Source organism: Actinoallomurus sp. CA-142502 (genome assembly GCF_050936355.1).
GTDB lineage: Bacteria > Actinomycetota > Actinomycetes > Streptosporangiales > Streptosporangiaceae > Actinoallomurus > Actinoallomurus iriomotensis.
The window spans coordinates 5,959,706-5,971,950 of record NZ_JBNJMY010000001.1 but is presented as its reverse complement, the minus strand read 5'-3'; the positions used below and the strand labels follow the sequence as shown (position 1 = coordinate 5,971,950).

Below are 12,245 nucleotides of genomic sequence, written 5' to 3'. Positions count from 1 at the left end.
GTGCCTGAGCTGAGCCCCACGCGGCACGCGGACACCTTCACCCGGGACCGGATCCTCGCGGTCGAGCCCTGGCCGGATCTCCGCCTGCCGGGCCCGTGGGGCGGCGACTTCAACGCGGCCACACTGTTCGTCGACGGGCCTGCGGCGGCGCATCCGGACCGGACCGCGCTGATCACGGACGCGGGCGAATGGACGTACGCGGAGTTCGCCGCCCGGGTGAACCGTTCCGCCCGGATCCTCGCCGAGGACCTCGCGCTACGGCCCGGACAGCGCGTGCTGCTCCGTGGCCGCAACGGTCCGTGGTTCGCGGTCTGGCTCCACGGCGTCCTGAAGGCCGGCGGGGTGGTCGTGCCGGTGTCCGCGCGGCTGCGCTCCGCCGAGATCGCACAGATCGTGGACATCTGCGAGGCGTCGTTCATCCTGTGCGACGCGGCGGACGCGGACATCACCGCCGCCGTTCCGATCCTCACCTACCCGGATGATCTGCACCGCCGGGCCTCCCGGCGACCGGACGCCTTCAACACCGTCGCGACGGCCGCCGACGACGTGGCCCTCCTCGCCTTCTCCTCGGGGACCACCGGCGTCCCCAAGGCGACCATGCACTTCCACCGCGACCTCGCGTACCTGACCCACCCGGCGCGGCGGGACCTGATGGGCGTGCGTCCCGGAACGCTCATCGCCTCGAACCGGCCGATGACGTTCCCCTACGCTCTCGTGGGCCTGTGCATGATGCCGCTGAGGTACGGCGCGACCGCCCTCGCCCGTCACTTCGACGACGTCGCCGAGTTCTTCGCCGCGGTGGAGGACCGCGACGCCCGGATCGTGCTGTCCGACCCCGGTTCCTACCGCGCCGCCGAAGCGCCTCCCGGCGGGGAGCGTGCCTATTACAGCTGCGCCGAGGCGCTCTCGCCGACCGTCGCCCGGCGCTGGCGCGAGCGTACGGGCAGTGTGCTGCGCAACGCGCTCGGCGTGACCGAGCATCTGTGGCTCGTCACCGGGGCCGCGCCGCTGGGCGACCGGCCGGGCTCGGTCGGGGTGCCGCTGCCGCGATACGACGCGGCGGTGTTCGACATCGCCGGCGACCCGTGCGGGCCCGGCACCCCCGGCCGGCTGGGCGTGCGCGGGCCGACCGGCGTCCGCCTGATCGACCCCGAGCAGCAGCGGGCGGCCGTGCACCGTGGGTACACGCTCACCGGCGACTGGGCGCACCTGGACGCCGACGGGTACGTCTGGCTGTACGGCCGCACCGACGACATGGTGAAGGTGAAGGGCATCCTCGTCGCCCCGGCGGAGATCGAGAACGTGCTCCTCGCACATCCCGCCATCGGCGCGGCCGCGGCGCTCGGCCTGCGGGACGCCGAGCGCGGCGATCGGATGCACGCGTACGTCACCCTCAGGCCGGGCGCGGACGCCGACTCGGTGATCCGGGAGGTCCGTTCGGCACTGGACGCGCGGCTCGCCGACTACCGGCGGCCCGAGCGGCTCGAGGTGCTCCCGGAGATGCCGTACGGGCCGACCGGCAAGATCGACCGCAGGGCCCTCCGAGAGCGGTCAGGTCGTCCGCTCGTAGGCGAGGAGCACGACACCTAGGTCGAAGGCCTTCGTCTCGCGCAGGCGCCAGTGCTTGAGCTCACCGTCGTCGGGGAACAGCCGTTTGCCGCTCCCCGCCACGACCGGATTGATCAACAGCCTCAGCTCGTCCAGCAGTTCATGCTCGATCAGACTGTTGACGAGCTCACCGCTGCCGTAGATCAGGATGTCCTTGCCCGGCTGCTCTTTCAGCTTGGCGACCTCGGCGACGTCGCTGATCACCTCGGCGTTCCAGGCCGGCTCGGTCAGCGTGGTGGAGACGACGTACTTGGGATAGGCGTTCATCCGTTCGGCGAATCCGCGCTCATCGGTGATGTTCGGCCATGCCTGCGCGAAGCCCTCGTACGTCTCGCGGCCCAGCAGCAGGGCGTCGCAGGCCTTCAGCTGCGCGAGCGCGTACTCCTCGACGCTGTCGTCGGGGGTGGGCAGGGACCACTTGTACGGGGCCTCCACCACGCCGTCGAGGGAGATGATGATCGATGCGATGGTCTTTCTCATGGCCGTAACGCTAGGCGGGCGGGCCGGTCGGGCCCCAGGTCCTCATCCGCCACGAAGCGGTCCTCAGACGACAGCGCTCCAGCGGCGCATCGCCTTGCGCAGCGCGCGCGCATCGGCGTAAGCCAGCCGCGCGGCGACCGACTGCATGGTGTGCCGCTTGTCCCGCAGGAGAAGTTCGGCCAGCTCACGCCGGACCGCGTCCACCTCTTCCCGCCAGCCCGTCCCCTCCTCCTCCAGCCGGCGCTGGAGCGTGCGCGGGCTCACCATGAGCCTGCGGCCGACCACGTGCTGGGAGAGCTCCCCCTCGGCCATGGCGTCGGCGATCGCGGACCGGACCTGGTCCAGCCATCCCGGAGCCGGGCGGGCGGCGGCCGCCATGAGCTCGGCGTTGCGGCGCAGGATCCCTCCCAGGCGCAGGTCCGCACCGGGCAGCGGCCGCTCGGCGTCTTCGACGCGGAAGCTGATCTCGTTGTCCCGCGCACCGAAGTCCACCCGGTCCGTGCCGAACAGCTCGACGAGATCGCGGTGGCGGCGCGGCGCGGGGTTGGCGAACTCCACACGTACCGGTGTGACGGCGCGGCCGGTGGCGGTGCGGACGTACCAGAGGTGGCGGGACAGGACGAACTCGTGGTTGGCCGCCGCGGCCGCGGTCTGGTTGATCGCACCCTGCCAGCGGAGCGTCAGCGTCCGGCCGTCCTCGATCACCTCGGCCCGCGTGCCCGGGTCGGAGATCACCTTGCGGTGTTCGACGCCGTTGCGGAACGCCTCCGCGACGGTCCGGCTGTTCACGATCACGTAGTCCCAGACGCCGAGGGCGCCCAGCGGGGCCGCCTGCGCGAGCCGCGCGCCGGTCCCGGGCCTGGTGTCGGCTTCGAGCAGGCGTTCCCAGAGCCGGGCCAATGTGTCGGTCGGCAGCCGCAGCAGATCGTCGCCCGGCAGGTCACCGGGGAGCCCGTGGACCAGCGCGAGTTCGGGCCGGGACAGGCCACAGCTCAGCGCCGCGTCCAGGACTAGACGCACCAGATGGGCGCCTACCGTTGCCTCCGCCATAGTGCCCGTAGCATAGACAGCCGCTCGCGCGTGCCGCGACGCCGCGAGTCCATGTCATCCACGTCAGGGGCGTTCGCGAATGTTGCGGGTCCAGCCGGCGAGCGTGGCCCGCCAGACCTCCGGCTCCTCCGGGCGTCCGGGCACGCCCGGCCGTCGTTGCCAGGGCAGCGGGCCGTCGTCCGGGCGGTACTCCACCCCCAGCGCCGCCAGGCGGGGCAGGTGCGCGTCCAGCCTCCGCCGGAAGTCGGCCGGGTCCCGTTCCGGCGTGCTCCACACCGTCTCGGCGAACGCGGCGAGCCGCGGGAACGCCATGTAGTCCAGGTGCCGCGGCGAGTCGATCAGCTCGGTCCACAGGCAGCACTGTGAGCCGACGACGTGCTCGGCCGCCTCGTCGCCGACGAGCGCGGCCGGGACGGGATCGAAGGAGTAGACGTCGTCGAGGGTGAGCACCGTGCCGAACGGCACCGGCTCGTCCTCGCCTGGCGCCTGCCGGTAGTCCAGGTAGACCGCGGTGTTCGGGCAGGTGACCACGGTGTGTCCGGCCTTGGCGGCGACCACGGCACCCTGGTCCACGCGCCAGGACGCGATCACGGCGCCGTCGGGCGCTCCGCCCTCCAGGATCTCGTCCCAGCCGACCAGCCGCCGGCCGCGCGTCGCGAGGTGGTCGGCGAACCGGCGGACGATCCAGCTCTGCAGCTCCTCCTCGTCGCGCAGTCCGAGCTCGGCGATCCGGCGCTGGGCGGCCGGGCTCGCCCGCCACTGGTCCTTGCGGCACTCGTCGCCGCCGACGCAGACGTACGGGCCGGGGAACAGCTCGACGACCTCGTCCAGCACGTTCTGGAAGAACGTGATCGTGTGCTCCTCGGCGTTCAGCACGTTCTGGCCGATGCCCCACGTCGTGCCGACCTCCAGAGGGGTGTCGAGGTTGCCGAGCTCGGGATGGGCGGCGATCGCCGCCTGCATGTGTCCCGGCAGGTCGATCTCCGGCACCACCGTGATGTGCCGCCGCGCGGCGTAGGCGACGATCTCGCGGATGTCGTCCTGGGTGTAGTAGCCACCGTGAGGGCGGCCGTCCATGGCGCCGTTCCAGCCGAGCTGGCTCTCCCGGCGCCACGCGCCGACCTCGGTCAGCCGCGGGTAGCGTCTGATCTCCAGCCGCCAGCCCTGGTCGTCGGTCAGGTGCAGGTGCAGGACGTTGAGCTTGTGCACGGCCATCAGATCGATGAACCGCAGCAGGTCCGCCTTGGTGAGGAAGTGCCGGGCGACGTCGAGGAGGCAGCCGCGCCAGGCGAAGCGCGGCCGGTCCTCGACGAGTACGGCGGGCAGCGGCAGAGCCGGTCCGGCGGCGGCCTTGCGGAACGCCTCCGGAGGGAGCAGTTGGCGGAGGGTCTGCGCGCCGTGGAAGGCGCCGGCCGCGTCGGCCGCCTCGACGCGTACTCCGCCGGGCCCGGCGGACAGCCGGTAGGCCTCCGGTGGCATGCTCCCCGCGGCGAAGGTGATCCCCGGGCCCGGTCCCGGCAGCAGTTCGCCGCCGGTGACCGGGCTCAGCTCACCCCTCAGCCAGGCGGCCACCGCGCCGAACTCCGGATCGGCGGTGAGGGTGGTGTGCCGGTCCAGGACGAACCGGCCCGGACGGATGTCGAACCGGACGGGCTTCGGGACGATCATTGATCTCCTCGTCGGTCGTGGTCAGGCCGGGTTGAGGTGCGGCCGGCCGGGCTCGATGACGAACGAGCCGGAGGTGTACGCGGCGGCGTCCGGCCGGCTGACGTAGGGCAGCGAGCGGAAGTCGACCCTCATCTCCTTCTTCGACAGCACGGTGCGGACGTAGCCGCGGCGGCCGTTGAAGAACGTCACGTGCGGGTTCTCGTCGAGCAGCACCTGGGTGTTGGGGTACTCGTCCATGCCGTCGCCCGCGGAGGTCACCGACGTCGTGACCAGCTCCACGGCGACCGACTTGGAATCGGGTGCCTGGAAGTCGCGCTTGATCTCGCCCGCCCAGTGGGAGTGCACGTCGCCGGTGAGCACGACCGCGTTGCGCCCGTGGTCGTCGATCGCCGCGGTCACTCGGTCACGGCTGGCGACGTACCCGTCCCAGCCCTCGTTGGAGTACCCGCGGGCCGGGCCGTTCGTCCAGTCCATCTCCATGAAGAAGACCCCCTGGGCGAGCACGTCCCAGGTCGCCCGCGAGTGACGGAGGCGATTCGTCAGCCAGGCCTCCTGCTCGTCGCCCAGGATCGTCCGGTTCGGCGCCAGCCGGTCCGTGCAGTCGTCACCGACGATGCCCGAGCGGCCCCCGTTGCAGGCGTAGAGGTCGCGGTACTGACGGGTGTCGAGCAGGTGGATGCCGGCCACCGAGCCCCAGCGGACGCTGCGGTAGAGATGGAGCGCGGATCCGACCGGCCGCTGCGCGCGGCGGAGCGGCATGTTCTCGTAGAAGGCCTGGAACGCCGCCGCCCGGCGCGGCGGGAACGGCGGGTCGGGCTGCTCGGGCACGTCGCCCGCCCAGGCGTTCTCGACGTCGTGGTCGTCGAAGATGACGACCCATGGCGCGGCGGCGTGCGCGGCCTGCAGGTCCGGGTCGGCCTTGTGCTGGGTGTGCCGCAGCCGGTACCCGGCCAGGTCGAAGCACTCGCCGCCGGCCTGTTCGCGCACCGGCGAGCCGTAGCGCCCGTACTCGTAGATGTAGTCGCCCAGGAAGGCGATCAGGTCCGGGTGGTCCTCGGCCATCCGCCGGTACGCCGTGAACCAGCCGAGCTGGTAGTCGGCGCACGAGGTGAAGGACAGGTTGAGGTCGCGGCTGCCGGTGCCGGGCGCCGGAGCGGTCAGGGTCCGCCCGGCCGGGGAGATCTGGCCGGCCGCCCGGAAACGGTAGAAGTACTCGGCGCCGGGTCGCAGACCGTCGAGTTCGACGTGCACGCTGTGCGCGGCCTCGGGGCGGGCCACCTGGACGCCCCGCCGGACGACCTTGGTGAAACCCTCGTCGTGGGCCACCTGCCATTCGACCGGGATCGGCCGGTCCGGCATGCCGCCGCGCCCGTCCGGTGAGAGGGGATCGACGGCGAGGCGCGTCCACAGGACGACGCCCTGGGGCGCCGGCTCGCCGGAGGCGACGCCGAGCCGGAACACGTCGGTCAGCGGGGCACGGCGCGCCGCCGCGCGCACGGGTGAGACACCCAGTGCGGCGGAGACGCCCAGGCTCGTGCCCCCGGCGATGAGGGAACGCCGGGTGATCATGTGTCTCCTTGGCTACTTGACCAGCGCGTTGCCGTCGGCGACGGCCCGGTCGGCGGCCTGCTGAGGGGTCAGCTTGCCGAGGTACATGTCGTTGAACGTCTGGTTGAGGCGGCTCTCGAACGCGGTGAATCCGGTGGTGATGGGCAGGTTGAAGGTGGTGCCCCTGGACTCATCGAGGAAGGGCGAGACGTCCAGGCCCTTCTTCTTCCAGTAGTCGACGTAGCCCTGGGAGAGACCGTTCAGCGCCGGGAAGACGTAGCCGTCGTCGGACATGATCTTCTGCGCCTCGGGGCCGGACAGGAAGCGGACGAGCTTCATGGCCGCCGCCTTGTGCGGTGTCTTGGCGTAGACGGCCTCGGACAGCCCGTTGATGTTCACCGCGCGTCCGGCCGGGCCCGCCGGCATCGGCGCGATGCCGATGGGGAAGCCGGCGCCGGGAGCCACGAACGGCAGAAGCGCGTTGTTGGCCGGGAACATCGCCACCTGACCGCGCTTGAACATCTCGTTGATCTTGTCGCTGGGCGGGTTGGTCTGCGCGGCCGGCGGGGCCACGTGGTACTTGTTCACCAGGTCGACGCCGAACTGCAGGGCCGATACGGAGGCGGCGTCGTTGAAGGCGTACTTCCCGAACGGCCGGTCCACGATCCTGCCCCCGTTGGAGGCCACCCAGTTCATCCACTGCGTCTGGTAGTGGTTCCAGGACGCGAAGCCGTACTGCTTGACCGTGCCGGCGTCGAACCCGGCCTCATCCGGGTGCCGGCCCTTGTCGTCGACGGTCAGCTTCCGCGCGAGCTGCACGAGAGTGCCCGAGCCGTCGGGCGCCCAGGTGAGCTTGTCCGGCATGGTGACGCCGGCCTTCTTGAACAGGTCCTTGTTGTAGAGCAGCCCGACGATGCCGAAGTCCTTCGGCACGCCGTACAGCTTTCCCTTGTAGGTGTAGGACCGCACGACGTTCGGCTGGTACTGGGCGGTGTCGAGCTTGAGGGAGCTCAGGTCCGCCAGCACGCCCTTGGTCACGAACTCGGGGAACTCCGTGGTCTGCATCCAGAAGACGTCCGGTGCCGTGCCCGCGACCGCGTCCGCGGTCATCTTGGTCCAGTACTGGTCGTAGGGGAGCAGCTCGATCTTGACGTGGATGTTCGGGTCGGTCTTCTCGAAGGCCGCCATCACCTTCTGGTAGCCGACCTTCTGCTGGTCGTCCCAGAGCCGGTACGTGAGCGTGACGTCGCCTCCGGAGTCTCCCGAACCGCCTCCGCAGGCGGCCAGGGTCCAGAGCAGCGCGGCGCCGAGCAGAGCCGCGATCGAACGGAATCGGGGGGAGGACATGGGGCGCTGACCTCTCTACTTCAGTCTTACTTCAGACCGGTGAGGACCACCGAGCGGACGATGTATCTCTGGAAGGCGACGAAGATCGCCACCATGGGCAGCAGCGCGATCAGGCCGGCGGCCGTCATCAGGTTCGGGTCGACGCCGATGGCGCCCTTCAGCCCGGCGATCCCCACCGTGACGACCTTCGTGTCGTCGCCGCTGGTGATGATCAGCGGCCACATGAAGTTGTTCCACGTCGAGATGACCGTGATGATCGCGAGAGTGCCCATGGCGGGCCGGGACAGCGGCAGGACGATGCGCACCAGGATGGTGAGCGGTCCCGCGCCGTCGATGCGCGCCGCGTCCTCCAGCCCGGCGGGCAGGGCACGGAAGAACTGCCGCATGAGAAAGATCCCGTACGGCGTGCCCAGGAGGTACGGCGCGAGCAGTCCCCACCATGTGTTGATCAGGTGCAGCTCACGCATGATGAGAAAGAGCGGAATCATGGTGACCGCGCTGGGCACCATCATCGTGGCGACGTACAGCCAGAACAGCACGTCCCGCCCGCGGAACCGGAGCCGGGCGAACGCGTACGCCGCGAAGGTCGTGAAGACGAGCTGTCCCACGGTCAGCGCCGCGGTCATCAGCACCGAGTGGGCGAGGTAGCCGGCGAAGCCGGAGCGCAGCACGTGGCCGAGGTTGGCGAGCGTGGGCGGCAGTGCGGGCAACCACGGCTGGGTGGAGCTGAGCTGCCGCTGGGTCTTCAGCGCGGTCAGCACGACCAGCAGATACGGGAAGACGGAGACGAAGGCGCCGATGACCAGCGTGGCGTGGAGCGCGGTGCGCTTGACCATGGTCTCTCCTCAGCTCAGGTCGTAGGTGGTGCGCTTGGCGAAGAACCGGACCTGAGCGAGCGTCACCGCGAGGATGAGCAGGAACAGCAGCACGGCGAGCGTTGAGGCGTAGCCGAAGTCGAACTGCCGGAAGGCCGTGTCGTAGATCCGGAAGTTGAGCACCTCCGTGCTGTGGCTCGGCCCGCCGTCGGTCATCGCGAAGACCGTGTCGAACACCTGGAACGCCCCGACCAGATTCGTCACGGTGACGAAGAACGTCGTGGGGTTCAGCAGGGGCAGGGTGATCCGGAAGAACCGCTGGATCGGGTTCGCGCCGTCGGTGGCCGCCGCGTCGTACAGCTCCTGGGGGATGCCCTGCAGGCCGGCCAGGAAGAACAGCATGGTGTAGCCCGTGTACTGCCAGACGTTCACGAGCGCGACGGACGGCAGCGCCCACGACGGATCGGTCAGCCAGTTCGGACCGTTCACGCCGACGACGCCGAGCAGCCGGTTCAGCGCGCCGTCACGCGGGTCGAAGATCCAGGTCCACACCAGGCCCATCACGATCGGCGTCGCCATCCACGGCACCACGAACAGCGCGCGGTAGAACCGGACGCCGCGGACCCGCTCGTTCAGCAGCAGTCCGAGGAGCAGGCCCAGCACGGTCTGCAGCGGGATGCACAGCAGGACGAACAGGACCGTCAGCCACACCGAGTGCCACGTGCCGCCGTCGCCCGCGAGCCGCCGGTAGTTCGCGAGGCCGACGAAGGTCGGTTCGGAGAGCAGTTCCCAGTGGAACAGGCTCAGGCCGAACACGATCAGGAGGGGGAGCAGGAGGAAGGCGAACACGCCGAAGAGGCTCGGCGCGACGAACAGGTAGGCGTACCGGTCCCCACGCCGCCGGCGCCGGCCGGTCACGACCGGAGACTCGGCCGTCAGGTGGGGCGTGGATCCGGCCCGGCCGGGCAGCGGCCTCGCGCTGTGCGTCACGACGGGTCCGTCCTCGTCGGGACCATGAGCCGCCGGGTCGTCTCCAGGCCCCAGGCGTCCAGCGCGGCGATCGGGTCGCTGGACCCGCGCAGCCCGCCGCCGGACTCGATGTGCGCCGCCCACTCCTCGCGTGCCTCGACCTCGGGCCGGGCCATGATGCAGTCGGGGTCGTTGACCCACCATCGGGCGTGCAGGAACTCCCGCGCCGCTCCGGTCAACCGTGCCCCGAGCTGCGACGGCTGGCTCAGGTCACCCGTCTTCGGACGCACCCGCGGGGCGGTGTCCGGGCTGACGCGCATGATGTCGGCCAGGCCGATGCTCGGCAGCATCGGCGCGCCGCACGCGTGGATCGTGGCGTCCGGGCCCGCGGCCGTACGGATGATCTCCAGGCCCCGGCGATAGGCGGTGATCGGATCGACGTCCTCGTGCCGCCGGCCGGGGAGCGCGCCCGCGTACAGGTAGTCGAGCTTGAAGTGGCCGAACCCCAGCGCGGCGAGGTTGCGGAAGACCTCGGCCAGGTGAGCGGCGGCGTGCGGATGGGTGACGTCGAGCACCGCCAGGTCCTGGTCCCACATGGTCCCCGCGTGCGCGTCGCCGACGAGCCAGCCGGGATGGTCGCGGAAGGTACGGCTGTTCCGCCCGACGAGGAACGGCGCGACCCAGATGCCCGCCCGCCGGCCCGCCTCGCGGATGCCGCCCACGGCCCGCTCCAGCGACCCGAACTCCGGGCGGAGCTCCAGCCAGTCGCCGATCCCGGCCTCATAACCGTCGTCGATGAGGAACATGTCGGCGTCGACGCCGTGCCGCTCGGCGAGGGCGAGGTTCTCGAGGATGTCCGCGTCGGTGACCTTGTCCCAGTAGCCGTACCAGGAACACCACATGGGCGGCACGGCCGGGAACTCCGTCGGCGCGTGGCCCGACGCGATCGTCCGCGCCCATTCGCGGAGCGCCGTGCCGAGGTCGCCGTCGGCGTCCCGCCGCGTCACCGGGCCGTCCGCGGAGACCACCAGCCGGTCGCCGCGCTCACGGACCCGGATGGAGGGCACCTGGGTAGGGCCGGGACCGGAGAAGACCGAGACCGGGCCGCCGTCTCCGGGGTCCACCGCCAGCAGGCCCTCGCCCTGGAACGTTCCGGCCGGGACCGGGGTCTCCGGGCGGTAGCAGATGACCTGCACGTTGGCGTCGGCGGGCCTCGGCGGGGTCTCGCCGAGCCGGTAGGCGCCGGTCGGGCTCCACGACTGCCAGCCGAACTCGAACACCCGTGTTCGGGGGGTGAGACGTGTGATCTCACCGACCTCGGTGAACGGCATGCTTTCACCCCCAGGGGCGCGACTTATTAAGGAGAGCATCATTAGTAGCACCGCCAGCGAGAGGAGGCAATGCCTGACATGTGGGACTCTGTCGGCGTACGCTAGGCTTACCGGATGGATCGCCGCCTAGTGGATCTGCGGGTTAAGAAGGGGACCTTCTGATGTCGACCATGCCGCCGAGGGGTGGTGATCTGTCCAGACTGCGACAGCTCAACGCGCTGTCCGTGGTCCAGTCCCTGCGCGGTGCCGAGCCGCTGACCTTGTCGGCGCTGGCGCAACGCACCGGCCTGTCACGTCCCTCCACCAAGGAGGTCGTCGACGAGCTCACGCAACTGGGATGGGTGGAGGAGGTCCCCCCGGCGCCCGGCACGATGGGCCGGCCGGCGCGGCGTTACCGGTTCCGGGCGTACGTCGGTCACCTGGTGGGCGTCGACATAGGAGCGCACAACGTCCGCGCGGCGCTCGCGGACCTCGACGGCAACGTCCTGGCCGAGACGCGTCGTCCCGCACGGCCCGACGCGCCGCTCGATGAGCGGTTGACCGCGATCGAACGCGCGGTGGTGAGCTGCCTGGACCTGGGCGGCATGACCATGGCCGACCTGTGGACGGTGGCCGTCGGCACCACCGGGCTCGTCACCCCCGAGGGCCGCGTCATGCTCTCCGCGGGGATCACCGCGTGGAAGGATCTCGACCTGGCCGGCCTGCTGGGCGAGATGTTCCCCTGCGGGGTGCTGATCGAGAACGACAGCCGCCTGGCGGCGTTGGCCGAGACGAGGCGTGGCGTGGCGCGCGGGGCCAGGGACGTGGTGTTCCTGCACGTCGGACGACGTATGGGCACCGGATTGATCATCGATGGCAAGCTGCATCGGGGTTTCGGCGCGGCGGCCGGTGAGATCGTCATGTTGCCGGAGACCCGCTGGACCACCGCGCCGGAGGACCTGAACAACGCCGCGATCGTGCCGGAGGGCACCCCGGTGGAAGACGCCGCCGGCTACACGCTCGCGGCGGCCAGGAACGGCGACCCGGCCGCGCTGGAGGCGGTCGATCGGTACGTCGAGAAGCTGGCCGTCGGCACGGCCGCGGCCGTCCTCATGCTCGATCCGGAGATCGTGGTCCTGGGCGGTGGTTTCTCCCGCTCGGCCGACGTGCTGCTGCCGCCGCTGCGCGACCGCCTGGAGAAGGTCTGCCTGCGCATGCCCCGCCTGCGCGGATCCACGCTGGGGGACGAGTGCGTGGTGCTGGGCGCCATCGACTACGCCATCGACCACCTCGACCGGCTGTTCTTCCCGGCCGACGGAGCCGCGCTCCGCCCGCCGTCACGCCCGGAACCCCGGGCGACGACTCCGGCCGGACACTCGTCGCGATAGCCGGATCCCGGCGGCGAAATGCCGTGCTCAGAACGCATGGAGCCCTGGCCCGTCATGCGGCT

10 protein-coding genes are annotated in these 12,245 nt (G+C 70.9%); 2 read left to right on the top strand and 8 right to left on the bottom strand.

Annotation, left to right across the window (positions count from 1 at the left end; translation table 11 throughout):
• A complete protein-coding gene (locus tag ACQEV1_RS28460) occupies nucleotides 1–1,590 on the top strand; it encodes an AMP-binding protein (protein ID WP_433397376.1) in 1,590 nt (529 codons plus the stop codon).
• Here ACQEV1_RS28460 and ACQEV1_RS28455 read toward each other — a convergent pair.
• The 8 genes from ACQEV1_RS28455 to ACQEV1_RS28420 all read right to left on the bottom strand — a co-directional run bounded on the left by ACQEV1_RS28455 (nucleotide 1,552) and on the right by ACQEV1_RS28420 (nucleotide 10,816).
• Nucleotides 1,552–2,088, bottom strand: a complete 537-nt coding sequence (locus ACQEV1_RS28455; protein WP_433397374.1) for a dihydrofolate reductase family protein — start codon at nucleotides 2,086–2,088, stop codon at nucleotides 1,552–1,554. The genes ACQEV1_RS28460 and ACQEV1_RS28455 overlap by 39 nt on opposite strands.
• A 63-nt stretch (nucleotides 2,089–2,151) precedes the next feature.
• Nucleotides 2,152–3,108, bottom strand: a complete 957-nt coding sequence (locus tag ACQEV1_RS28450; RefSeq protein ID WP_433397372.1) for an AraC family transcriptional regulator ligand-binding domain-containing protein — start codon at nucleotides 3,106–3,108, stop codon at nucleotides 2,152–2,154.
• A gap of 93 nt (nucleotides 3,109–3,201) precedes the next feature.
• Nucleotides 3,202–4,806: a beta-N-acetylhexosaminidase gene (locus ACQEV1_RS28445; RefSeq protein ID WP_433397370.1), complete on the bottom strand. Its 1,605-nt coding sequence runs from the start codon at nucleotides 4,804–4,806 to the stop codon at nucleotides 3,202–3,204.
• A 21-nt stretch (nucleotides 4,807–4,827) separates the two neighbouring features.
• Nucleotides 4,828–6,375, bottom strand: coding sequence for an alkaline phosphatase D family protein (locus tag ACQEV1_RS28440; RefSeq protein ID WP_433397368.1), 1,548 nt, complete (start codon nucleotides 6,373–6,375; stop codon nucleotides 4,828–4,830).
• A gap of 12 nt (nucleotides 6,376–6,387) precedes the next feature.
• A complete protein-coding gene (locus ACQEV1_RS28435; RefSeq protein ID WP_433397366.1) occupies nucleotides 6,388–7,701 on the bottom strand; it encodes an ABC transporter substrate-binding protein in 1,314 nt (437 codons plus the stop codon).
• A 26-nt stretch (nucleotides 7,702–7,727) separates the two neighbouring features.
• A complete protein-coding gene (locus ACQEV1_RS28430) occupies nucleotides 7,728–8,537 on the bottom strand; it encodes a carbohydrate ABC transporter permease (RefSeq protein WP_378204223.1) in 810 nt (269 codons plus the stop codon).
• Between the two features lie 9 nt (nucleotides 8,538–8,546).
• Nucleotides 8,547–9,506 carry a carbohydrate ABC transporter permease gene (locus ACQEV1_RS28425; protein ID WP_433397363.1) on the bottom strand — a complete coding sequence of 320 codons (960 nt, stop codon included), beginning with the start codon at nucleotides 9,504–9,506 and terminating at the stop codon, nucleotides 8,547–8,549.
• Nucleotides 9,503–10,816: a glycoside hydrolase family 36 protein gene (locus ACQEV1_RS28420; protein ID WP_433397361.1), complete on the bottom strand. Its 1,314-nt coding sequence runs from the start codon at nucleotides 10,814–10,816 to the stop codon at nucleotides 9,503–9,505. Before ACQEV1_RS28420 ends, ACQEV1_RS28425 begins: the two co-directional genes overlap by 4 nt.
• A gap of 170 nt (nucleotides 10,817–10,986) precedes the next feature.
• On the opposite strand from ACQEV1_RS28420, the gene ACQEV1_RS28415 reads away from it, so the two are divergent.
• Nucleotides 10,987–12,183, top strand: a complete 1,197-nt coding sequence (locus ACQEV1_RS28415; protein ID WP_433397359.1) for an ROK family protein — start codon at nucleotides 10,987–10,989, stop codon at nucleotides 12,181–12,183.
• Nucleotides 12,184–12,245: the final 62 nt, after the last annotated feature.

What these genes read in the sequence shown, in the direction of transcription:
- ACQEV1_RS28445 (WP_433397370.1), bottom strand. Translation starts at nt 4,806, where the DNA reads ATGATCGTCCCGAAGCCCGTCCGGTTCGACATCCGTCCGGGCCGGTTC.
- ACQEV1_RS28415 (WP_433397359.1), top strand. Translation starts at nt 10,987, where the DNA reads ATGCCGCCGAGGGGTGGTGATCTGTCCAGACTGCGACAGCTCAACGCG.
- ACQEV1_RS28435 (WP_433397366.1), bottom strand. Translation starts at nt 7,701, where the DNA reads ATGTCCTCCCCCCGATTCCGTTCGATCGCGGCTCTGCTCGGCGCCGCG.
- ACQEV1_RS28420 (WP_433397361.1), bottom strand. Translation starts at nt 10,816, where the DNA reads ATGCCGTTCACCGAGGTCGGTGAGATCACACGTCTCACCCCCCGAACA.
- ACQEV1_RS28455 (WP_433397374.1), bottom strand. Translation starts at nt 2,088, where the DNA reads ATGAGAAAGACCATCGCATCGATCATCATCTCCCTCGACGGCGTGGTG.
- ACQEV1_RS28430 (WP_378204223.1), bottom strand. Translation starts at nt 8,537, where the DNA reads ATGGTCAAGCGCACCGCGCTCCACGCCACGCTGGTCATCGGCGCCTTC.
- ACQEV1_RS28440 (WP_433397368.1), bottom strand. Translation starts at nt 6,375, where the DNA reads ATGATCACCCGGCGTTCCCTCATCGCCGGGGGCACGAGCCTGGGCGTC.